23 protein-coding genes are annotated in these 22794 nt (G+C 67.0%); 15 read left to right on the forward strand and 8 right to left on the reverse strand.

Annotated elements, in window-relative coordinates:
* Positions 1-49: 49 nt before the first annotated feature.
* The 4 genes from EYZ64_RS23450 to EYZ64_RS23465 all read left to right on the forward strand — a co-directional run bounded on the left by EYZ64_RS23450 (position 50) and on the right by EYZ64_RS23465 (position 5027).
* Positions 50-3217, forward strand: coding sequence for an ATP-binding protein (locus tag EYZ64_RS23450; protein ID WP_135457173.1), 3168 nt, complete (start codon positions 50-52; stop codon positions 3215-3217).
* A gap of 68 nt (positions 3218-3285) precedes the next feature.
* Positions 3286-4131 carry a sensor domain-containing protein gene (locus EYZ64_RS23455; protein WP_135457174.1) on the forward strand — a complete coding sequence of 282 codons (846 nt, stop codon included), beginning with the start codon at positions 3286-3288 and terminating at the stop codon, positions 4129-4131.
* 78 nt (positions 4132-4209) lie between these two features.
* The gene (locus tag EYZ64_RS23460; RefSeq protein ID WP_353653689.1) at positions 4210-4632 is read left to right on the forward strand and encodes a hypothetical protein; all 423 of its coding nucleotides are present in this window, start codon (positions 4210-4212) and stop codon (positions 4630-4632) included.
* Between the two features lie 101 nt (positions 4633-4733).
* Positions 4734-5027 (forward strand): CDGP domain-containing protein, encoded by a 294-nt coding sequence (locus tag EYZ64_RS23465; RefSeq protein ID WP_135457176.1) that lies wholly within the window; start codon positions 4734-4736, stop codon positions 5025-5027.
* Here EYZ64_RS23465 and EYZ64_RS23470 read toward each other — a convergent pair.
* Positions 5024-5848 carry an AraC family transcriptional regulator gene (locus tag EYZ64_RS23470; RefSeq protein WP_135457178.1) on the reverse strand — a complete coding sequence of 275 codons (825 nt, stop codon included), beginning with the start codon at positions 5846-5848 and terminating at the stop codon, positions 5024-5026. The two genes, EYZ64_RS23465 and EYZ64_RS23470, sit on opposite strands and share 4 nt — an antisense overlap.
* Positions 5849-5875: 27 nt before the next feature.
* Between EYZ64_RS23470 and EYZ64_RS23475 the strand changes: the two genes are divergently transcribed.
* From EYZ64_RS23475 to EYZ64_RS23485, 3 genes are read left to right on the forward strand one after another with little or no spacing between them, the layout of a single operon-like run.
* Positions 5876-6346 (forward strand): VOC family protein, encoded by a 471-nt coding sequence (locus EYZ64_RS23475; RefSeq protein WP_135457181.1) that lies wholly within the window; start codon positions 5876-5878, stop codon positions 6344-6346.
* A gap of 9 nt (positions 6347-6355) precedes the next feature.
* Positions 6356-6793, forward strand: coding sequence for an HIT family protein (locus EYZ64_RS23480; RefSeq protein WP_135457183.1), 438 nt, complete (start codon positions 6356-6358; stop codon positions 6791-6793).
* Positions 6794-6803: 10 nt separating this feature from the next.
* Entirely contained in the window at positions 6804-7247 is a 444-nt protein-coding gene (locus tag EYZ64_RS23485) for a nitroreductase family deazaflavin-dependent oxidoreductase (RefSeq protein ID WP_135460206.1), read from the forward strand.
* Here EYZ64_RS23485 and EYZ64_RS23490 read toward each other — a convergent pair.
* Both EYZ64_RS23490 and EYZ64_RS23495 read right to left on the reverse strand, forming a co-directional pair.
* The gene (locus EYZ64_RS23490; protein WP_135457185.1) at positions 7244-8293 is read right to left on the reverse strand and encodes an LLM class flavin-dependent oxidoreductase; all 1050 of its coding nucleotides are present in this window, start codon (positions 8291-8293) and stop codon (positions 7244-7246) included. The genes EYZ64_RS23485 and EYZ64_RS23490 overlap by 4 nt on opposite strands.
* 13 nt (positions 8294-8306) lie before the next feature.
* Positions 8307-9155 carry a uracil-DNA glycosylase gene (locus tag EYZ64_RS23495; protein WP_286175107.1) on the reverse strand — a complete coding sequence of 283 codons (849 nt, stop codon included), beginning with the start codon at positions 9153-9155 and terminating at the stop codon, positions 8307-8309.
* A gap of 68 nt (positions 9156-9223) precedes the next feature.
* Between EYZ64_RS23495 and tap the strand changes: the two genes are divergently transcribed.
* Complete coding sequence (gene tap, locus EYZ64_RS23500; RefSeq protein WP_135457189.1) at positions 9224-10468, forward strand: multidrug efflux MFS transporter Tap; 1245 nt, start codon at positions 9224-9226, stop codon at positions 10466-10468.
* 9 nt (positions 10469-10477) lie between these two features.
* Positions 10478-11017, forward strand: a complete 540-nt coding sequence (locus EYZ64_RS23505; protein ID WP_135457191.1) for a DUF4262 domain-containing protein — start codon at positions 10478-10480, stop codon at positions 11015-11017.
* Here the strand turns inward: EYZ64_RS23505 and EYZ64_RS23510 are convergent.
* Positions 11014-11664: a winged helix-turn-helix transcriptional regulator gene (locus EYZ64_RS23510; RefSeq protein ID WP_135457193.1), complete on the reverse strand. Its 651-nt coding sequence runs from the start codon at positions 11662-11664 to the stop codon at positions 11014-11016. The genes EYZ64_RS23505 and EYZ64_RS23510 overlap by 4 nt on opposite strands.
* Positions 11665-11740: 76 nt before the next feature.
* On the opposite strand from EYZ64_RS23510, the gene EYZ64_RS23515 reads away from it, so the two are divergent.
* Complete coding sequence (locus tag EYZ64_RS23515; RefSeq protein ID WP_135457195.1) at positions 11741-12430, forward strand: maleylpyruvate isomerase family mycothiol-dependent enzyme; 690 nt, start codon at positions 11741-11743, stop codon at positions 12428-12430.
* A gap of 44 nt (positions 12431-12474) precedes the next feature.
* Positions 12475-13821, forward strand: a complete 1347-nt coding sequence (locus EYZ64_RS23520; RefSeq protein ID WP_167858173.1) for an FAD-binding oxidoreductase — start codon at positions 12475-12477, stop codon at positions 13819-13821.
* Between the two features lie 7 nt (positions 13822-13828).
* Here EYZ64_RS23520 and EYZ64_RS23525 read toward each other — a convergent pair whose 3' ends face one another.
* Entirely contained in the window at positions 13829-14701 is an 873-nt protein-coding gene (locus EYZ64_RS23525; protein ID WP_167857940.1) for a rhomboid family intramembrane serine protease, read from the reverse strand.
* A gap of 196 nt (positions 14702-14897) precedes the next feature.
* Here EYZ64_RS23525 and EYZ64_RS23530 point away from each other — a divergent pair, with 196 nt between their 5' ends.
* Genes EYZ64_RS23530 through EYZ64_RS23545 form a run of 4 tightly spaced genes read left to right on the forward strand, consistent with a single transcriptional unit; the run spans position 14898 to position 19004 of the window.
* Positions 14898-16235, forward strand: a complete 1338-nt coding sequence (locus EYZ64_RS23530) for a GMC family oxidoreductase (protein WP_286175324.1) — start codon at positions 14898-14900, stop codon at positions 16233-16235.
* Positions 16236-16293: 58 nt separating this feature from the next.
* The gene (locus EYZ64_RS23535; protein ID WP_135457198.1) at positions 16294-17532 is read left to right on the forward strand and encodes a cytochrome P450; all 1239 of its coding nucleotides are present in this window, start codon (positions 16294-16296) and stop codon (positions 17530-17532) included.
* Positions 17532-18122, forward strand: coding sequence for a TetR/AcrR family transcriptional regulator (locus EYZ64_RS23540; RefSeq protein WP_135457200.1), 591 nt, complete (start codon positions 17532-17534; stop codon positions 18120-18122). The genes EYZ64_RS23535 and EYZ64_RS23540 overlap by 1 nt, the downstream gene beginning before the upstream one ends.
* A 45-nt stretch (positions 18123-18167) precedes the next feature.
* Entirely contained in the window at positions 18168-19004 is an 837-nt protein-coding gene (locus EYZ64_RS23545) for a DUF5995 family protein (protein WP_135457202.1), read from the forward strand.
* A gap of 10 nt (positions 19005-19014) precedes the next feature.
* Here the strand turns inward: EYZ64_RS23545 and EYZ64_RS23550 are convergent, their stop codons facing one another.
* From EYZ64_RS23550 to EYZ64_RS23560, 3 genes are read right to left on the reverse strand one after another with little or no spacing between them, the layout of a single operon-like run.
* On the reverse strand, positions 19015-19725 hold the full coding sequence (locus EYZ64_RS23550; protein WP_135457204.1) for a siderophore-interacting protein: 711 nt from the start codon (positions 19723-19725) through the stop codon (positions 19015-19017).
* 50 nt (positions 19726-19775) lie between these two features.
* Positions 19776-20936: an acyltransferase family protein gene (locus tag EYZ64_RS23555; RefSeq protein WP_135457206.1), complete on the reverse strand. Its 1161-nt coding sequence runs from the start codon at positions 20934-20936 to the stop codon at positions 19776-19778.
* Positions 20933-22720 carry a DEAD/DEAH box helicase gene (locus EYZ64_RS23560; protein WP_135457208.1) on the reverse strand — a complete coding sequence of 596 codons (1788 nt, stop codon included), beginning with the start codon at positions 22718-22720 and terminating at the stop codon, positions 20933-20935. Before EYZ64_RS23560 ends, EYZ64_RS23555 begins: the two co-directional genes overlap by 4 nt.
* Positions 22721-22794: the final 74 nt, after the last annotated feature.

The raw sequence follows: 22794 nt of genomic DNA on the forward strand, positions 1-22794 counted from the left end.
CTGCGTTCTATCCTCGTTGCAGCAGGTTCTCCGATGGCGGGGGCTTCGAATGACGGAAACTGCGACGTGCCGCGCGTGTGGTACCGAGCCGCGAGCGGGTGCCCGGTATTGCGATGCGTGCGGGGCGCCCGTCACTTCGACAGCGGGCGCCGAGTACAAGCAGGTCACAGTCTTGTTCGCCGATGTCGTGCGGTCCATGGACATCGCAGCGACCTTGGGCGCCGAGCGGCTCCGCGAGATCATGAGCGATCTGTTCAACCGCTCCGCCGCCGTGGTCCGCCGATATGGCGGCACCGTAGACAAGTTCACCGGCGACGGCATCATGGCCATCTTCGGGGCGCCGGTTGCATTGGAAGACCATGCTTTTCGCTCCTGCCTGGCCGCACTGGAGATCCATCAGCAGACCGCCCTGCTGGCGGTGCAGGTAAAGGCCCGCGATGGCCTCGACCTGCAGTTGCGCATCGGATTGAGTTCCGGCCAGGTCATCACCGGCGAAGTCGGCACCGACACGATGAGCTACACCGCGATCGGCGAACACGTGGGCATGGCGCAACGCATGGAATCGGTCGCCCCACCTGGCGGGGTCATGCTGACGGAGTCGACCGCACACCTGGTCGAAGACACCATGATGCTGGGCGAGCCCGAGATGGTGCAGGTCAAAGGTGCCGACCACCCGATCCGGGCGCGCCGGCTACTGGAGCTCAATTCCGCGCACAACCTGCTCAATGTCGGCGAATCGACCCTGGTCGGCCGAGGCTGGGAACTATCCGCCATCGAGGGCATCCTGGAGCGCTCGATCCAGGGGCACGGCAGCATCGTCCTGCTGGTGGGCGGGCCCGGCATCGGCAAGAGCCGGCTGGTCAGCGAGCTTGCGGCGAAGGCCGCCGCCCGTGGTGTACCGGTGAACTCCACATTCTGCGAGTCGCACACCAGCGAAATCCCATTTCATGCCATCGCCGGCTTGCTGCGGGCAGGGTTCGGTGTGGCAGACCTGGACCGTGAGGCGGCCCGCGCGAAGGTTCGAGACCAGGTCCCCGGCGACACCACGGAGAGTTTGGAGCTACTCGACGACCTGCTCGGCATCGCCGACCCTGATGTCGTTCTACCGGTGATCGACCCCGACGCCCGGCGACGCCGGCTCACCACCCTGGTCAACGCGGCGTCGCTGGCGCGGACCACGCCGGCGGTCTATGTCGTCGAGGATGCCCACTGGATCGACGGCGTCAGCGAATCGATGTTGTCGGACTTCCTGTCGGTGACGCCGCAGACTCCGTCCCTGGTCGTGATCACATACCGCCCCGAGTACCACGGCGCATTGAGTCATGTCCATGGCGCACAGACGATAGTGCTTGCACCACTGGATGATTCGGAGACCTCGACCTTGATCACCGAGCTCCTGGGGACCGGTGACGGAGTAGCCGACCTCACCGACACCATCGCCGGGCGGGCCGCCGGGAACCCGTTCTTCGCCCTCGAGATCGTGCGTGACCTGGCCGAACGGGGCCTGCTCCGCGGCGAACGCGGCGCCTACGTGCTGTGCGGTGGGCAGGGCCGGGTGAGCGTGCCGGCCACCCTCCAGGCCACCATCGCCGCGCGCATCGACCGGCTGGATCCGGCGGCCAAACGAACGCTGAGCGCCGCCGCGGTGATCGGGTCCCGGTTCAGTGCCGGTTTGTTGGCCTGCCTGGACACCGAGCCGGTCTTCGAGGATCTGATCGAAGCGGAGCTGATCGATCAGGTGCAATACACGCCGCACGCGGAGTTCGCATTCCACCATCCGATGGTGCGGACCGTCGCCTACGAATCGCAGCTCAAGTCCGATCGTGCTGAACTGCATCGACGCCTGGCCGACACCATTGCCGAGCGTGAACCCGAACTGGCCGACGAGAACGCAGCGTTGATCGCCGAACACCTGGAAGCCGCCGGCGACCTGCATGCGGCATATACCTGGCACATGCGCGCCGGAGCGCGGGCGAACAACCGCGATACCGCGGCAGCCCAGATGTGCTGGGAGCGCGCCCGGCAGATCGCCGACCTGCTGCCCGCCGACGATCCCGACCGGCCCGCGATGCGGATAGCTCCGCGCACCCTGGTGTGCGGCAATGGCTTCCGCAGCAACGTGAAGGTTTCCGGCGCCCGGTTCGAGGAACTGCAGGAGCTGTGCGAGTCCGCCGGAGACAAAGCCTCACTGGCCATCGGCATGGCCGGGCTGACCGGCGAACTGATGTTGCAGGGGCGGGTGCGCGACGCATCACGGCAGGTGTCCGAGCACATGACCCTGATCGAGTCGATCGGTGACCCCGCACTCACCGTCGGCTTGTCGGCGACTCCGATCTCACTCAAGATCGAAAGCGGTGAAATGGATGAGGTGCTGCGGTGGTCGCAGATGGCGATCGACCTGGCCGACGGGGACACCACCAAGGGCAACTTCATCGTCGGCTCACCGCTGGCGGCGGCCTTCGCGGCGCGCAGCATCGCCAAATGGGCCCTGGGCCTTGAGGGTTGGCGCGCGGACCTCGATCATGCGCTCGCCATGGCACGCAACACCGACAGATTCACCCACGCACTCGTCATCACCTGGACGTACTTCACCACAGTGTCCTGCGGAGTACTGCTCGCCAGCGACGATGCGCTACGCGACATCGACGGGGCGCTGCAGATCACCGAAGGTGCCGGCGACGACATCGCGCTCGGCCTGGCTCGAGTGACCATGGGATACGCCTTGCTGAACCGAGAATCGCCGGCGGACCGGGAGCGCGGACTGGGCCTGCTCGGCCAGGTGCGGCAGATGTGCGTGAGCGGACGGTTCTACATGTCCGAGCTGGTCGGCATCGATGTGTACACCGCGCGCGAACGGGCCAAGCGCGGTGACCGGGCCGGGGCGATCCGGGTGCTGCGCGAAGCGATCGACGACCTCTTTCACAGTGGACAGCTTCCCTACAACATCTTGGCGACGGGGATCCTCGCGGAAACCCTGCTGGACCGGGGCGCCGAAGGTGACGTAGACGAGGCCGAGGCGGCGATCTCCAGACTGGTGGCGATCCCCGTAGACGATGGCCTCATCCTTCGCGACGTCATGTTGTTGCGGATCCGCGCACTCATCGCCCGCGTCAAGGGCGACGACGCCGGCTACCGCGATTTCCGAGACCGGTACCGGGACCTGGCCGGCCGGCTCGGCTTCGAGGGACACATGGCGTTGGCCGCGGCGTTGCCCTGACTGCGCGGCCGGGTCGCGGGCCACCTATTACGCTTCAGCCACCACGCCCCAGCCAATTAAGGTGATCGATGACGTTTCCGCCGGCAAACCCCTGGCCCCCTTCGCAGAACTGGCCGCCACCACAGCCTGTGCCCGGCCAGGGGTGGGGACCGGCCCCCGGTGGTTACCCGACGCCACCCGCGGCCGGCCCGCCGCCCGGCAACCGATCCAGCCGGCTGATCATGATTGCCGTGGCGATCCTGGTTGTCGTAGTCGTGATTGTCGCGGCGCTTCTGCTGCTCGGCAGATTCGGCGAGAAGACCAAGACCGTCGGGGATTCCGCGTTGTCGGGTGCGCTGCTGACCGAGGAAGAAGCCGGCAAGGTCCTGCACGTCGGAACGCTGATCGGCAACTCCGAGGATGGCGACGGCAGTGTTCAGTCGACTTGGGATACCAGTGACCCCGGCGGAACCTGCCTGGTCGGCACCCCCGGCGCCGAACGCGATCACAAGGGCAGCGGATCGACGGCAGTGCGGCGGCAATATCTGCAGTCACCCGACGACAGCGGCGACGGACCGAGCGTCTATTTCGACCAGGCAGTCGTCGCGTTTCCCGATGCCGACGCCGCGCGACGATTCGTCCAGAAGGCGAAAGAGAAATTGCAGCAATGCGCCGGAAAGACCGTGGAATCGGACGATACCGATGGGTCGACCCACCAATGGCGCAACGGCGACGTCTCAGAAAACGACGGCGTGCTGTCCTCCTCGGCGGACGAACTCGGCGACGCGGGCGGTTGGACGTGTCAGTACGCGGTGGCCCCACGGCACAACGTCGTGGCCGAAATCCAGTTGTGCGGAGGCAACGCCGATGCCGACACCCTCGGTCGGCTCGTCTCGGAGATGACCAACAAGATCGATGAGGCGGCAGGAAGTTAGCGATCGCACTACAGCTTCTCCAGACCGGAATCCAGTGAAACTGCGCTTGTGTCGGCAGACGGTGGCATAATCGAACGTATGTTCGAGACCGTGTCGGATGTGGCCCTGATCGACAGGATCAGTGCCGGTGCGCGGGCGGAGTCGGTGGCGATCGCGGGCCGGTTGGCCTTCTGCGCCGGGTGGTCGGACCGCCAATTCCCCGATGGCACCGTCGAATTCACCGCACCCACCGGGCACACCTATGTCACCGAACCCCACGGCGCCGGCCTGTTCCCGACCCTGGCACAACCCACTGGGGAGCTGAACCTTCCCGAACCGCCGGCCCACCACCCGAACCGGGGCGCGAGGATGCCGACCCGCCGCCAAACCCGCGAACAAGACCGCCGAGACCGGATCAACGCCGAACGACGGCTACGCGCCGAACTCAACAACGACCTCGAATTCGAACGCGACTACCAAGCCTGGCTCGCCGAAGAATACGGACCACCCCCACCATTCTGATTAGGTGTAGACGCTGCGTGCCCGCAGCGAAAGGCACAAAGGCGCCACCCACGAGTTGCCTGCGCGGTAGCGTCCGTGTGTAGCTGCAGACGGGAGAACCCATGAAGCTCTTCATCATCGGAGGCCTGGCCGCCGTGCTGACGGCGGCCGGGCTGATCACCTCGGCCCCGCCGGCCAGTGCCGGCTGCCTGTATGGCGGTAACGTGATCAGCAAGTGCGACGGACCCATCCAGCCCGACGGCAGCTGGCAACGTTGCATCGGAACTTGGGGCTATGTGCCCAGCGGTTTCAGTTCCCACCTGGTGCCCGTGAAGCGCTGCGACCCGATGGGCCCGGGCCACGACTATCCCTTCGATTTCACCTTCACCGATCCGCCGACCCATATCGACGACTAATCGCCTCCATGCTGAGCCGCGTACTCCCCCGGCGTGCTGCCCAGCATGGACCGGAAGTCGTTGATGAAGTGGGCCTGGTCATACCAGCCGAGTCGCACTGCGAGATCGGCGAAATCGACGCCGGGCACACTCTCGATCTCCAGCGCCGCCTGCTGCAACCGGTACCGGCACAGCACCCACTTGACCGTCACCCCGACATAGCGACGGAACACCCGCTGCGTGGTCCGCGCACTCCACGGTGAGAGCGCCATGACCTGTTCCACCCGATGCAATGACGCGTCGTCACGCATCCGGTCGACCAACGGGACCAGCGCACGGTAGGTCTCATCCATCTGGGCTGTCGAAGCGGAGATGCCGGCTTCCAGGCGGGCGTGGACGGTAGCCGCATCCTCACCGAGAACGGCTGGTGTACCGAATAATTCGTCACTCGCAGGTACCACCCGACCGGTCATCGCGGCAGCGTCCCCACCGAAGCGGGCGGTGAAGCCCCCGGGCCGGAATCGGGCTCCGACCACAGCCCCGCGCCCGCTGATGGTGATGCGGAAAACCTTGGGCACGACACCATGCAGCAAGGTACTGGGCAGCTGATGACCATGGCGCACAACATCATCGCCCCACTCACGGGTCAGATGCATGGCCGGGAAGGTGATCACGGTGCTCTCGACCGGACCTGCCTCGCGCCGGTCCCAACTCACCGACCAGAAGTGCTCGACGAACCTCGCGGCGTCCTCCGACGGCGCCCACCGGTGCAGGTCGAATGCCGAGACATTGCCGGAACGGCCGACCACCCCGCGCACTGGCGCGTTTTTCCAAGCGGCCATGGCCAATAGCCTACGAAACTGGTCAACATGAGTGTCACACCGATTCCCGCGGGCTACAGCAGCCTGACCCCGTTCATCTGCGTCGACGGTGCCGCCGCGGCGATCACGTTCTACCAGAACGTGTTCGGCGCCGATGTCACCGAGCGGATGGACGGACCCGACGGCACCGTGGCACATGCCGAGTTGGACTTCGGCACCGGCCGGCTGCAGCTCGGCGATCCGCAGGAGGCCTATCAAATCGCTGCCCCCACCCCCGGAGCCCCTGCAACTCATTCGATCGGGTTGTACTGCCCCGACGTCGACGAGGTGGTGGCCCGGGCCGAGGAGGCGGGTGCGACGATCCGTGAGCCCGCGCAGACCTTCGTCACAGGCGACCGGTTCGCCTCCATCCTCGATCCGTTCGGCCAGCGCTGGACCGTCATGACGCGCGTCGAGGACTTCACGCCGCAGGAGCGCGAACGCCGCGTCGCCGAATGGGCGGCCACCGCCGGGGGTTAACGTGGCGGCATGTCTTGCGTATTCTGCGCCATCGTCGCAGGGGAAGCCCCCGCCGTCCGCGTCTACGAGGACGACGACTTCCTGGGCATTCTCGACATCAGGCCATTCACCCGGGGACACACCCTGGTGATCCCGAAACGGCACACCGTGGACCTGACGGATACCCCGCCGGAAACCGTGGCCGCGATGGCCGGCATCGGCCAGCGCATCGCGCGCGCAGCCCGGCTGTCCGGGCTGCACGCCGACGGCAACAACATCGTGATCAACGACGGTAAGGCCGCCTTCCAGAGCGTGTTCCACATCCACCTGCACGTGGTGCCGCGCCAGGCCGGCGACAAGCTGTCGTTCGTCAAGGGCATGGTGGTGCGCCGTGACCCCGACCGTGAGGAATCAGGGCGCCTCCTACGTGCGGCGTTGGCGCGGCTCGACGAATCCGCGCAGGATTGAGCGCATGAGCATGCCCTGGTGGGAGCGCTATATCGGTCTCCCGATGTTGATGTTGCACGACAAGATCTACAAAGCCACGGACGGCCGGATCGGCCACACGATCCCTGGCGGCCCGTCGACGCTGATCCTGCATACCGTCGGCGCCAAAACCGGTCAGCAGCGCGCGAATTCGCTGGCCTACGCACAAGACGGCGCCGACTACCTCGTGGTGGCGTCGAAAGGTGGCGAGCCCACATCTCCGGGCTGGTACCACAACCTGAAGGCCAAGCCGCAGGTCGAGATCAACGTCGGTCCCAAGCGGTTCGGCGTCACGGCCAAGCCGGTGCTGCCCGGCGACCCTGACTACCCGCGGCTGTGGGACATCGTCAACGACATGAAGGGCAACAAGAACCGCTACATCGGCTACCAGAAGCGGACAACACGCCCCATTCCGGTGGTCGTGCTGACGCCTTAGAAGAGTTCCTTGGCGAGCAGTTCCAGGGTGGTGTCGCGCGCCGTCGCGGTGGCCGGGTCGGCACCGCGGCGAGCCGAGCCCACCGGGTTGACCATGACCTCGTCGACGTCGAATTCTTCGGCCAGGGCCCGGACCTGGTCGGCCGCCTCGGTGGGCGAGCCCACGACCGCGCGGGCCAGACCGGAGGCCACGATGGCCTGTGCCTGCGGAGTGAGAGTCGTCGCCTCGGCATCCTCGACCAGATCGAGGGCGCCGAGCGGCTGACCGGTGCGCAACCGGCCCATCATCTGCAGCTGCGGCAGGAGCAACGCCTTGGCCTCCTCGGTGGTCTCGGCCACCGAGGCGTTGACGGTCAGGAAGGTCACCGGCTCGGACGCCAGGTCACTGGGCTGGAATTCGTCGCGGTAGACGGCCAGCGCCTCGGCAGTGCCGTGCCCGGAGAAATGATGGGCGAACACATACGGCAGCCCCTTGGCCGCCGCCAGGTGCGCCGAGTACATCGACGAGCCGAGCAGCCACATCCGTGGCTCGGTCACCGCGGCCGGCGTCGCCTTGAGCACATAGTTCTCCCGCATCAGATCCCGCGGCAACGGCACCCGTACCCCGCGCGCGCCCATCAGCGCCACCACGTCGTCGAGGTACTGCGGGAACGCCTCGATATCGCGATCATCGCGGCCGGCGGCGCCGCGTAGCGCCAGCGAGGTGACGGGATCGGAACCCGGGGCCCGGCCGATGCCGAGGTCGATGCGACCGGGATGGGCGGCCTCCAGCAGCGCGAACTGCTCGGCCACCGCCAGCGGTGCATGGTTGGGCAACATGACCCCGCCCGAACCCAGCCGCACCTGCGTGGTGTGCGCGGCCAGATGGGCGATCAGGACCGGCGGGCTGGTGGCAGCCACCGCCGGCATGTTGTGGTGCTCGGCGAGCCAGTAGCGGGTATATCCGAGCCGGTCGGCGGTCTGGGCCAGGTGAGTCGTTGCGGTCAGGGCATCGGCAGTGGACTGGTCGGTACGCACCGGGACGAGGTCGAGGACAGAAAGCCGCATGACAGCGTCAACGTCACGAGCGGCCCGGTTCGTTCCCGCCCACCTGTGCCACCAGGCGTTCGGCGGTGACGAAGATGTCGTCGAGCATGGCCTCGGTGAGCCGACCGGTGAAGGTGTTCTGCTGGCTGGGGTGAAAGCAGCCGAGCAGGGTGACCGGGCCGAAAGCCGAGGTCAGCACCGCCGTCGCGCCGTGGCCGAACTTCGGGGCCGGTTTGGTGTCTGAACCGAGCAACTCCAGCGCGGCCCGCCACGCGAACCCACCCAACGCGATGACCACCCGCACCGATGGCCCCACGATTCGCCATTCGGCCTGCAACCACGGCGCGCAGGTGGCGCGCTCGGCTGGGGTCGGCGCGTTGGCCGGCGGCGCACAGCGCACCGCCGCGGCCACCCGGGTGCCGATCAGCTGCATGTCATCGGCAGCATCGACACACACCGCCTGGTTGGCCAACCCGGCCCGGTGCAACGCGGCGAACAGGAAATCCCCGGACCGGTCCCCGGTGAACACCCGCCCGGTGCGGTTGGCGCCGTGGGCGGCCGGGGCCAGCCCGACGATGAAGATGCCGGGCGCCTCCGCACCGAACCCGGTGGCCGGCCTACCCCAATACGGTTGATCGGCAAAGGATTTTCGCTTGGCGACAGCCACCTCTTCGCGCCATTCGACCAGCCGGGGGCAGGCCCGGCAGACAGAGATCAGCGCGTCCAGTTCCGGCACGGTGGGCACTCGGGCGGCCAGTCGCCGCACCTGCGCGGCGGTCTTGGCCACCGGCGTCGTCGCATCCGCCGGATCGCCGGGCCACCCCGAACCGGGCGGTACCGGCGAGGTGAACTCAACCCCCGTCCCGGGATGAGGCAATCGCACCAACTCACTGTGCCGGAAATTCCGTCGCGGCGGGTGCGGGCGCGCTGTTAGATTCGCCGCGATACCCCATGACGAACACCAAGCGCGGCCCATTGCTGCTGATCCTGTTCGCCGCGTTGATGGCCGGCGCGGGCAACGGCATCACGATTGTCGCATTCCCGTGGCTGGTGTTGCAGCGCAACGGATCCGCGCTCGATGCGTCGATCGTCGCGATGGCCGGGACGTTGCCCCTGTTGGTGGCCACCCTGATCGCCGGGGCCGCCGTCGACTATCTGGGCCGCCGGCGGGTCTCGATGATCTCCGATCTGCTCTCGGCCCTGTCGGTCGCGGCGGTTCCGATGCTGGCCCTGATATTCGGGGTGGACGCGGTCAATGTCGCGGTGCTGGCCGCCCTGGCCGCGCTCGGCGCGTTCTTCGACCCGGCCGGGATGACCGCGCGCGAGACCATGTTGCCCGAGGCGGCGGGCCGGGCCGGGTGGACGCTGGACCACGCGAACAGCGTGTACGAGGCGGTGTTCAACCTGGCCTACATCGTCGGCCCGGGCATCGGCGGTCTGCTGATCGCCACCCTCGGCGGGATCAACACCATGTGGGTGACCGCCGGGGCGTTCTGCTGTTCGATCCTGGCCATCTCGGTGCTACGACTGGAAGGCGCGGGCACCCCGGACCGCTCGATGCTGACCGAGGGCGTGCTCGCGGGCATCGTCGAAGGGCTGCGATTCGTCTGGAACACACCGGTATTGCGCACGCTGGCGATCGTCGACCTGGTGGCCACCGGCCTCTACATGCCGATGGAATCCGTGTTGTTCCCGAAGTACTTCACCGACCGCAACGAGCCCACCGAACTGGGCTGGGTGCTGATGGCGTTGAGCATCGGCGGGCTGCTGGGCGCACTCGGCTACGCGGTGCTGTCGAAGTACATGAGCCGACGGGCCACCATGCTGACCGCGGTGATCACGCTCGGTGTGGCGATGACGGTGATCGCGTTCCTGCCGCCGCTTCCACTGATCCTGGTGCTGTGCGGGATCGTCGGGTTCGTATACGGCCCGATTGCGCCCATCTACAACTACGTCATGCAGACCACCGCACCGCAGCACCTGCGCGGCCGGGTGGTCGGGGTGATGGGTTCACTGGCCTACGCCGCAGGCCCGCTCGGGCTGATCCTGGCCGGGCCGCTGGCCGACGCCGCCGGCCTGCACGCGACGTTCCTGGCCCTGTCCCTGCCGATGCTGCTGCTCGGCCTGGTCGCGCTGTTCCTGACCGCGCTACGCGAGCTGGACCGGCCGTCCAAACAGGAACACGATTCGACGTAACCTCTTCGGGTGAGCGACGACTCGTGCCTCTGCCTTCTGTGCGCACCCCCGGCCGACGGCCCCGCCTGGGAGGAACGCGACGACCGCATCAGCGCGAGCGTGACCGATCACGGCTGGCACGTGATGGGCGTCGGCGCCGGGGGCGAGGCCCCTGCCGACTGGGCGTACTCGATCGGCCTGTGGCACACCCTGCGCAGTCCGGAGGTCTGCCTGTTCGGCCTACGGATCGAAACGATGATGACGATCGTCAATGTCGCGGGACAGGAAGTCCGCGACGGCCGTCCACTGGAACCCGACCAGGAACGTGACGACATCCTCGACGACTATTCGGTTGCCGTCCGGGAGGTACACCCCAGTTGGTACCGGGACTTCTTCGGTGCCGGGATCGACTTCCACCAAGCATGGTTTCCGGTCGTACAGATGTTCTGGCCCGACCGGGACGGCAGATTCCCCTGGGACGAGCAGGCGCAGGAATACTGCCGGGCCAGCCAGCCGCTGTTATGGATCCCGAAAGAGGAGACCAGCGGACCGTGGGCTGAGCTCGACTAGCTCCTGATCCGTGGCGGGGCAAAGACTCTCGCCAACTGCCTGACCGCGGCGGGATCTCCGTCGATCACCAGGCTGCCATCGGCTAACAGGGCGGGCACCTGCGCCGGGTCCATCGCCGCACCCAACACCTCGGCCTCGCCCATGAGTGTCACGTCAGCCGCCGTCCCGTCCTCACACGCGTCGATGCGGTCCGGCCCGATCTCGACGGTCGCCTGCCCCTCGGGCGTCACCAGACACACGGTGACCGGTGGCCCGTCACGGTCCGCACTGACGAAGGCACGCACCGCGCGGATCAGCCACTCGGGACGCGCCGCATCCCCGGGTGTGCGGGTCTCGATCAGATGCCGGCCCCACCGGGAGTAGGCGTTGATCACCTCCTCGAGCGCCCGGCCGTCGTCGGTGAGCTCGTACACCGCGGTGGACGCGGGCTTGGGCAGCATCCGCTTGCGCGCCAGCCCGTTCGCCTCCAGGTCGCGCAGCCGCCCGGCCAGCATGTCGGTGGAGATCGGGGCCAGCGAGCTCAGTAGATCCCCGTACCGCAGCGGGCCTTCCAGCAGGTCCCTGACCACCAGCAGGGTCCAGCGATCGCCAACCATGTCGAGGCTCTTCGCCAGTGCGCAGTGCTGCCCGTAGGACCGTGACGCCATACGCCCAGAATAGCTGAAGTTGGAATTTCCAACTTGCTACTTGTTTTTTCCAAGTCGGTGGGCCTACCGTGACGACATGACCCTCGACCATCTGCTCACCGCCGCCACCGACGAGGCCCTGGCCTTCGCCGACCTGCTCGAAAGCCTCGACGCGGACCAGCGCCGCTGCCCCACCCCATGCGCGGGGTGGACAATCGACGACCTGGCCGACCACGTGGCCGTCGTCTGTTTCCGCGACGCCGAGGCCTACCACCGCGCACGGGCCCAAATCGCCACGCCGCCAGGAGAACTCACGCTGGCCAACCCCGACTTACCGGCGGCCATCCGGCTGGCGGTCGGACATCTGCAGACCGCGTTCGACCAGGCACCCAGTCAGTGGCCGGTGATACCGGCCCCGTTCGGCGACTTCCCGGTGGCCGCCGCGCTCCGCTCGCTGATCCTGGAATTCGGGGTACACCTCGACGACCTGAGAGTGGCCACCGGCGACCGGCACTCGACGTTCTCCCCCGCCACCATCGAAGCGATCCTCGGATTCGGTGAGCTGTTCCTGCTACGCCAAGCCCAGCCGCTGGAGAGCGGGCCCGTCACCTTGAGGCTGACCGCGCCGTCGAAGTCGATGGCGATCACCTGGACCGGGACGAACTGGGTCCAGGGCCCAGGGGCCGACGAGCATCGCGTCGACGGCTCCGACGACGGGATCGCCCGCCTCATGCTGCGCCGGGCAGAGGCCGACGACCTGGTGGGCGCAGCGATTCGCCCACTCTGAGACGGCCCTTCTAGCATCGAAGCGTGAATGCCGCCGCGCTGCCTATGCTGATCAGCGAACTCCCCGAGGGTGTCGTCGTCACCGACCCCGACATCCTGGCCTCCTATCGCCAGGACCGGGCTGCCGATCCGACTGCGGGCACACCGCTGGCGGTGGTCCGGCCCACCCGCACCGAGGAGGTGCAGGCCGTGCTGCGCTGGGCCAGCGCGCACCAGGTGGCGGTCGTGCCGCGCGGCGCGGGCACCGGGTTGTCCGGCGGCGCGACGGCACTCGACGGCGGCATCGTGTTGTCCACCGAGAAGATGCGGGACATCACCGTCGACCCGGTCACCCGCACCGCCGTCGTCCAACCCGGGCTGCTCAACGCCGAGGTGAAGAAAGCCGTTGCCGCACAGGGCCTCTGGTACCCACCCGACCCGTCGTCCTTCGAGATCTGCAGCATCGGCGGCAATGTCGCCACCAACGCGGGCGGGCTGTGCTGCGTCAAGTACGGCGTGACCACCGACTACATTCTGGGCCTGCAGGTCGTGCTGGCCGACGGCACTGCGGTGCGCCTGGGCGGCCCGAGGTTGAAAGACGTTGCCGGACTGAGCCTGACCAAACTGTTCGTCGGCAGCGAGGGCACCCTCGGCGTGGTCACCGAGGCTACGCTGCGGCTGCTACCCCCGCAGCACTCCCCCTGCACCGTGGTGGCCACCTTCGATTCCGTGGAAGCCGCGTCGAACTCAGTCGTGACGATCACCGGCAAGATCCGGCCGTCCATGCTGGAGTTCATGGACTCGGTTGCCATCAACGCCGTCGAGGACAAGCTCAAGATGGGGCTGGACCGCAACGCCGCGGCGATGATGGTGGCGGCCTCAGACGATCGGGGTGCCGCAGGCGCCGACGACGCCGAATTCATGGCACAGGTGTTCACCGAATGCGGTGCCACCGAAGTGTTTTCCACCTCCGACCCGGACGAGGGCGAGGCCTTCGTCGCGGCCCGCCGGTTCGCCATCCCGGCCGTGGAGGCCAAGGGGTCACTACTCCTGGAGGACGTCGGGGTGCCGCTGCCCGCACTGGCCGAACTGGTGAGCGGAGTGGCGGCGATCGCGGCCCATCGGGACCTGCTGATCTCGGTGATCGCCCATGCGGGTGACGGCAACACCCACCCGCTGATCGTCTTCGACCCGGCCGACGCCGACATGGCGGCGCGGGCCCAGCTGGCATTCGGCGAGATCATGGATCTCGCTGTAGGACTGGGCGGCACCATCACCGGCGAGCACGGCGTGGGCCGGCTCAAGCAGCCGTGGCTGGCCGGTCAGATCGGCCCGGCTGCAGTGGAACTCAACCACCGGATCAAGCGGGCGCTGGACCCGCAGAACATCCTCAACCCGGGCGCGGCGATCTAGACCCCGCTCAGGCCATCCCGTAGCTGGTGAGCAGACTGGTTGTGCGCCAGGCGATCAACGCGGCGAACAGCACCAGTACCGCCATCGAAACCCCGGCCTGAATCGCGTTGCGGCGCTCACGCGGGGCGTACACGAAGGCCGCGGCGATGCCCGCACCGGTGACCAGCCCGCCGATGTGACCCTGCCAGCTGATCGCTCCGGTCCCCAGCGCCGGCCCGGCGAAGGTGAACACCAGATTGATGACGACGACGGCAACGATCGAGCGGACGTCGAGGTTGAGCTTGCGGGCCACCACGAAGATCGCGCCGAACAGGCCGAAGATTGCCCCGGAGGCGCCGGCCGTCGCGCTGTTCAGCGGGGACAGCAGATACACGAGCACCGAGCCGCCGAGCCCGCTCAGCGCGTACAACGTCCCGAACCGGAGCCGGCCCAGCCACTGTTCCAGCGGCGGCCCGACCACGTAGAGCGCCCACATGTTGAACGCCAGGTGCATCAGGCCGTAGTGCAGGAACATCGACGTCACCAAGCGGTAGTACTCGTCGTGCGCGGCGACGCCGGGCGGCCACAGCGTGAGTTCCTGCTCCAGGTTCTTCGAGGTCATCTGCACCACGAACATCAGCACGTTCACCGCGATAAGGGCGTAGGTCAGGATCGGCGCACCCGTGCGCACCTTCCCGCCGAACCGGGTGCGCGGTGCCTGAACCGACTTGGCTCCCTCGTTGACGCAGTCCACGCACTGATGCCCCACGGCCGCCGAGCGCATGCACTCCGGGCAGACGGGACGCTGGCAACGCGTGCACCGCACGTAGGTGGGACGGTCCGGATGCCGGTAACACGTCGGCGTCTGGGCAGGTAGCTGCGGCGTGTCAGGGATGCTCATCACGCCCGAGCCTAATGCGGGCCGATCCTCCTGAGGCGATTAGATCGGCGAGTGGACAATCAATTGCAAAGGTCTGGCCCGAACGCCATACCGTTGACCAGTACCGGCAGGGCGTGGGTAGGCGTCGGCCCCGCTCCGACCGATTGGGTGGTTTGACGGTTGCGCGACCGCCGTTCTGACCTCCAAGGCAATCTCGATCAAACCCGATTCCAGCAAGAATGGAGACGTCGAACGGTTTCCCGGCGGCCGGATCATCGGCGGCAGCGGGTCGATCAACGCCATGGTCTATGTGCGTGGCCGTAGGGACGACTACGACCGTTGGGCCGACGCCGGGTGCCAGGGCTGGTCGTACGACGAGGTGCTGCCGCATTTCAAGGCGATCGAGACCTGGACCGGCGGCGAGGATGCGTATCGCAGTGCTACCGGCCCGATCCCGGTGTCGTGGTGCGGACACCATCACGACGTCGACGAGGCCTATATCGCGGCCGCCGTCGAGGCCGGCCATCGACTGAACCCCGACCAGAATGGCGTTTCGCAGCTGGGCGTCGCTCGGACTCAGGTCAATCAACGCCGCGGACTGAGGGTTTCGTCGGCGCGCGGTTTCTTACGACCGCTACCGCCGGACAGACGGCCCCGGCTTCTCACCAGGACGTACGTGCAACGGATTCTGGTCGAGAACGGCCGAGCTGTAGGTGTCGAATGTGCGGGCCGTGGAAGCCGTGCAGGCCGCCGACTCCTGGCCCGCCAAGGGGTCCTCGTGTGCGCAGGTGCCATCGGTTCACCGGCCATGTTGTTGCGTTCCGGAATCGGACCGTCGGGCGCTGTGTTGGATCTGCCCGGCGTCGGCGCGAACTTCCAGGATCACCTGGTCGCCACCCAGACCTGGGAATCTCGAGTACCCACCGCCAATACGCTGGGCCCCATCCGTGCACTCAAGGGGATCGGTTCCCTGTTGCTCAGAGGCGAAGGCATACTCACCCTGTCTCCGTTCGAGGCACAGATCTTCACCGATGAGTTCCAAATCGCCGTGAGCCCAATGCATTACGACCTCGACTCCAACTCCGGCCGGATGGGGCTCGAACGTACCGACGGATTCACCGTGTACACCGTGCTCATGCATCCGCGCGGACGTGGTCGCGTCGTGCTGGACCACGGATCACCACGCATCGAATTCGAGCGCCTGGGCGACGGCGATGACGTCCAGCGGCTTCTCAGGGGCACCGCTACTGCCCGCGACATCATCGAGAATTCCTCGGCGATGCGGGGCATCGCCGGCGAATACCGGAACACGGGCGAGCAGAACCACGCCTGGCTGGCACAACGCGAGGCCAGCATCGGCCATGCGGTCGGAACCTGCCGGATGGGCACCGATGACGGATCGGTGGTGGACCCACATCTGCGCGTTCACGGGATCGAGGGACTCCGCGTGATCGATGCGTCGGTCATGCCGACATTGACCTCGGGCAACACCAACGCACCCACGATGATGATCGCCCACCGCGCAGCAGACCTTGTCCTACACGACGCGCGGTGAGTACGACCGCACGAACCAGCTATTGACACTATTCCGCTCGATGTCGTACGAATAAGACATGGCAGCGACTTTGTCTCACAGCTCCGCCCGGTTCGTACCCGCCGACGCCGACACCTGGCCCAACCCTTGGCCGATGTACGCCGCGCTGCGCGACCACGACCCGGTGCACCACGTGGTGCCCGACGAGCATCCCGAGCAGGACTACTACGTGCTGTCCCGGCACGCCGACATCTGGGCCGCGGCCCGTGACCACGGGACCTTCTCCTCGGCACAGGGCCTGACGGTCACCTACGGCGAACTGGAGATGATCGGCCTGGCCGACAATCCGCCGTTCGTCATGCAGGACCCGCCGGTACACACCGAGTTCCGCAAGCTGGTCTCCCGCGGGTTCACCCCGCGCCAGGTAGAAGCCGTCGAGCCGAAGGTTCGGGAGTTCGTCGTCGAGCGCCTCGAGGGGTTGCGCTCGAACGGCGGGGGCGACATCGCCGCCGAGCTGTTCAAGCCGCTGCCCTCGATGGTCGTCGCGCACTATCTCGGGGTACCAGAGGAAGACCGAGACCAGTTCGACGCCTGGACCGATGCGATCGTCGCGGCCAACAGCTCGGCCGGCGGCATCACCGCGGCCATAGGCACCGCCGGCGCCGCCGTGGCCTCGATGATGGCCTACTTCTCCGAGCTCATCGAACGGCGCCGCAGCGAACCCGGCGACGACACGATCTCGCACCTGGTGGCCGCAGGCGTCGGCGCCGACGGCGACATCGCCGGCGTGCTATCGATCCTGGCCTTCACCTTCACCATGGTCACCGGCGGGAACGACACCACAACCGGAATGCTCGGCGGCGCAGTACAACTCCTGCAGCAGCGGCCCGATCAACGCCAACTCCTCATCGACGATCCCGAACTGATCCCGGAAGCGATCGACGAATTCCTGCGGCTGACCTCTCCGGTACAGGGACTGGCCCGCACCACCACCCGCGACGTCACCATCGGTGACACCACGATCCCGGCCGGACGGAAGGCCCTGCTGCTGTACGGCTCGGGCAACCGCGACGAACGCGAATTCGGCGACAACGCAGCCGAACTCGACGTGCGGCGGGCTCCGCGCAACATCCTGACCTTCAGCCACGGTGCGCATTTCTGCCTCGGCGCGGCGGCCGCGCGGATGCAGTCCCGGGTGGCGCTGACCGAATTGCTCTCGCGCTACCCGGATTTCGAGGTCGACCTGGACTCGGTGGCATGGGCAGGCGGCAGCTATGTGCGACGGCCGTTGTCGGTGCCGTTCCAGGCCGGGGCCTGATGCCCCGCGACTGGTTGTCGGCACGGCGGTCCGAAGTGGCCGCCGACCACATCCTCGACGCCGCCGACGCCCTGTTCACCCGACAGGACGCGGCGACCGTCGGCATGCATGAGATCGCGGCGGCCGCAGGCTGTTCCCGTGCCACGCTGTACCGGTATTTCGAGAATCGGGACGCGCTCTATACCGCCTACGTGCACCGCGAGGCGCGCCGACTGTACGAAGAGGTCAGCGAGCAGGTGGCCGCGGTCACCGATCCGGCGCAACGGCTGATCGAAGGCGTGATCACCGCGCTGAACGCAGTGCGCGACAGTCCGGCGCTGGCCTCGTGGTTCGCCACCGCACAGCGACCGATCGGCGGAGAGATGGCCGAACACTCCGAGGTGATCCGGGCATTGGTCGAGGGCTTCGTCCGTTCGCTCGCCGGCGGAGCCGACGGCAGCGACGACGAGGTGGGCCGGCGGGCCCGGTGGCTGGTGCGGGTCATGGTGTCGCTGCTGGTCTTTCCCGGCTGCAACGAAGCCGACGAGCGCGCCATGCTGGCCGAGTTCGTCGCCCCGCTCGTCATACCGGGACAACTACCGGTCGAGTAGCCGATTGCCGAGCGGGACAGGCTGACCTGGCCCATACTCTCGAGTATGGGCAGCCTTCCGACGCCACTGCCACCGCTACCGGTGGTCACCAGCATCGCCGAAGTTGTCTCGGCGATCGACACGATTACCGACTGGGCCGTGGAAACCTCAAGTCGGCTGGGCTATTTCGCAGCCCTGTACAAGCGGATCACCATCGCAGTCGGCACCGCGGTCGAGGACGGGGCATTCGAGGACGGTCCGCGGATGGACCGGCTCGACGCGGCGTTCGCGTCCCGGTACTTCGATGCGCTCAACGGGTACTTCCACCCCGACCGCTACCCGAAACCCACCCGGTCGTGGCGGGCCACCTTCGAGTGGGCCGACAAGCCCGAGCCGATCCTGGTGCAGCACATGCTCGCCGGGGTCACCGCCCACATCGTCCTGGATCTCGGCATTGCGGTCCAGGGTCTCGTCGGCGCGGGCCGACTACCCTCGCTGCACAAGGATTTCGACACCATCAACGCGGTGCTGGCAAGCCAGATCGGCGGGGTGGTCAACGACATCAACGAACTATCCCCGGCATTGGCGGACATCTATGCCGTACTCCAACAGCATCAGATCTTCGTCCTCAACGAGGCGATCCGCTCCCTGCGCGACAGCGCCTGGCGGTTCGCCACGGTACTGGCCCTTGAACCCGGATTCGCCCGGCCCGCGACGATCTGGGCGCGAGACCTACAGGTGAGCCAACAGGCGCAGGCAGTGTTCGACCCGCCCAGCCTGGTCGGCGCATTCGATCTGGCGATCAAAGAGATCGCCGCGCGCGAGAGCCGCGACGTGGCCCACAACGTCCAGGTGCTCGACGAGATCGCGGCGACGCCCGCCCCGATCCAAACCGCGCTGTGATCCGGGTGGCTCAGGCCACCCAGTACGCCTGCGCCTTGATGGATCTGCGCGGGATCCCGTACTCCTCGCGGAAGACCCGCGCCACGGCCCGGGTGGTGCGGTTGTTGCAGGCGACCCAACCGAAGTGGTCGGAGGCGTCGAAAGCCGACGCGCTGAGGGTCTCCAGCAGATCCTCGTCGAATCGGTCCACCCAGATGATCTCCGCGCCCCCGGTGACCGGGAGCTCACGGTCGTCGTCGTGACCCGCCTCCAGGAAGACCCACGCGGGGGCATCCCCGATCGCGTCCAGCAGCGAGTTGATGGCCGGAAGCGAGGCGGTGTCGCCGACGATCAGGTAGCCGGCCGGTGCCGGTTCGGGCAGCGTGAAGTTGCTGCCGAGGACCGTCACGTCCAGAACGTCGCCGGGCTGGGCCTCGCGTGCCCAGCGGGTGGCGATGCCGTCGTGCATGGCGAAATCGATGTCCACCGTTCCGGCCTCAGGATCAGCGTTGACCAGCGTGTAGCCGCGTTGATGGGCCTTGCCCTCGTCAGGGAACCAGCCCCGCACCCACATCGTCGGGTGCACCCGGTGTTCGGCGAGCAACCGCTCGGCACTGAAATGCAGCCTGAGGTAATTCGGCGTGAGCTCGGTACGGCCCGACACCGTCAGCTCGTAGTCACCGCCCCGCCAGAGCTTGACCAGGGCTCCTTCGAGCCCGCGCGACGCCTTCTGCTCGCCCATGCCACCTCCCGTGAACATCTTCGTTAGGTAAGCATATCCTAACTAAATATTCAGGAGCGGACGCGCGTGAACCGGTGCAGCAGCCAGGCCGCCGGAATGGTGAAGACCATCGTGAGCACGAACAGGTTGAACATCGACCCCGTGTAGACCGGATCGCGCATCACCTCGACCATCACCAGTTCCATGATCATCAGGTGGATCAGGAAGATCTCGTAGGAGATCTCACCGAGGAAGACCATCGGGCGGGAAGCCAGAAACCGGTTGTACCAACCATGGTCGCCGAGTGCGGGCGGTGCCACCAGCAATGCCGCGATGAACGCGTAGAAGAACGTCTTGACCAGCGCCTCGCTCAACTTGGCGGGCGACGTGGTGGGCTCCCCCGCGATCGGCGTCGACGCGATGAAGTAACTCACCAGGGCCAACGGCACACACACCATCCCGTAGCCGCGCACCTTGAGCTGCCCCAGCACCGTCAGCGCCATGCCCGCCACGAACCAGGCCATGTAGGTGGGCAGCCAAAGCCGGGCCCCGTCAGGGAGATTCGTGGAATCGTGCACGATCCACAGCCACACCGGCGACACCGCGGCCAGCAGCGCCAGGCCGAAGAACAACAACCCCGGCCGCCAGCGCCGCCGGCACAGCACCACCAGTAGCAGATAGGCCATCAGCGGCAGCGCCACGTAGAACGCCGCCTCGACCGCCAGGCTCCACATCTGGGTCAACCCCTGATGCAGATAGGCGAACAGGTAGTTGTCGGTGTAGATCTGCGACAGCGTCAGATTGCGAAACAGCCCCATCCAGGTGTGACCAGGATTCGGGCCCGCCGTGCGAAAGTGGTAGAGCAGGTAGGCGATCAGAACCGTCACGACATAGGCCGGCATGATCCGTCGCACCCGGTGCCAGGCATAGCGGCGCACCGACGGTGCCTCGCCATTCGTGGCCGCGGCCTTCACCCAGGGCCGGAACAACAGGAAACCACTGAGCACAAAGAAGATCGGCACACCGATCTCGGCGCGCGAATACACCAGCCCGAGATAGCCCTGCCCGTATTTTCCGGTGGTGTAGGCCGCATGCGTCAGCACCACCAGGATGGCGGCCACGGCACGGATCCCCGTCAGAGCGGCGACACGCGTCGAGGCAGAAGCCACGGCGTCTATCGACTCAAGGCCACCTTGATCCGACGGCCCCGTCACGCTCCTGGAGACCGTCACTTGGTCTTCCGGTGCGGCTTCCCCGAGCGATCGCGGTAATCCGAACGGTCTTTGTTGTCGGATCGGCCCTTGTACTCGGAACGGCCCTTGTATTCGCGGCGCGGCCCACGATCGCCGCGGTCTGCGCGCTCAACATGCTCCCGCTCCAGATTGATGAGCATCCCCGAGATACGGGTGTTCTCCAGGGCTTTGAGTGTCTTGCTGGGCAGCTTCTCCGGCAGCTCCACCAGCGAGTAGTCGCCGCGAATGGTGATGTGGCCGAATTCGTTGCGGTGCAGGCCACCCTCATTGGCAATGGCGCCGACGATGTGGCCGGGCCCGACCTTGTGCCGCTTGCCCACCGAGATCCGGTAGGTCGCCAGCCCTTCGCGCGGCGGGCGCTCCTTGCGCGCGGGCCGCTCGCCCCGATCGTCACGGTCGCGCTCGCGGCGCTTCTCCGGCGGCGGCTCGGTCATCAGGAACTCTTCGCCGTTGCGCGACTGCAACGCCAACGCCGCGGCGATATCGACCATCGGCACGTCGTTCTCGCGCTCGTAGTCCTCGATGATCCGACGGAACAACTCCAGGCCCGGACCATTGATCGAGTCGGTGATGGAGTCACGGAACTTGGACACGCGCTGCGCGTTGACATCGTCGACGCTGGGCAGCTCGGCCTCGATAACCTTCGACCGGGTGTGCTTCTCGATCGACTTGAGCAGGTGGCGTTCGCGCGGGGTGACGAACAGCAGCGCATGTCCGGACCGGCCGGCCCGGCCGGTCCGGCCGATGCGGTGCACGTACGACTCGGTGTCGTGCGGGATGTCGTAGTTGACGACATGCGAGATGCGTTCGACGTCCAGACCGCGCGCGGCGACGTCGGTGGCGATCAGGATGTCGATCGTGCCGTCCTTCAGCGCGCTGATCGTGCGCTCACGCTGAGCCTGGTTGATGTCACCGTTGATGGCTGCAGCCGCGAAACCGCGGGCCTTGAGCCGCTCGGCGACCTCCTCGGTGGCCTGCTTGGTGCGGACAAACACGATCATCGCGTCGCCCTCTTCGACCTCGAGCACCCGCGTCAGCGCGTCCAGCTTGCGCGCGCCGGCCACCTGGATGAACCGCTGCGTGATGTTCTCGGCGGTGGCGGTCTTGGCCTTGACCGTGACCTCGACCGGATCGTGCAGGTACTTGGTGGTGATCTTGCGGATGGCCGGCGGCATGGTGGCCGAGAACAGCGCCACCTGCTTGTACTCCGGGGTGTCGGCGAGGATCCGCTCGACCTCTTCGGCGAAGCCCATGGTGAGCATCTCGTCGGCCTCGTCGAGCACCAGGTAGTCCAGGTTCGACAGATCCAGCGTGCCGCGCTCTAGGTGATCGATCACCCGGCCCGGGGTGCCCACCACCACCTGCGCTCCGCGCCTCAGCCCGGACAGCTGAACGGTGTAGGACGCCCCGCCGTAGATGGGCAGCACGTTGATCGCGGGCAGATGCGAGCCGTACCGGCCGAATGCCTCGGCGACCTGCAATGCCAGCTCACGAGTCGGTGCCAGCACCAGCGCCTGGGTGTTGCGGCTGGTGGTGTCGATCTTGGACAGGATCGGGATTGCGAAGGCCGCGGTCTTGCCGGTACCGGTCTGGGCCAGCCCGACCACGTCGGAGCCGGCGAGCATGGCCGGAATGGTCGCGGCTTGGATCGCCGACGGCGATTCATAGCCGACTTCAGTGACTGCCTTCAACACCGCAGGGTGGATCTGCAGGTCGGCAAACGTTGGGGCGGTATCCCCCGAATCCGGGTCTGGCGAGGTCATCGGTTCAGAAGTCTAGTGCCAATCGACGGGAATCCTGGCCGCGCGCCTGCACAAACCCGCCACAGGAGCGCGGT

Source organism: Mycobacterium sp. DL99, from assembly GCF_004762045.1.
Lineage (GTDB): Bacteria > Actinomycetota > Actinomycetes > Mycobacteriales > Mycobacteriaceae > Mycobacterium.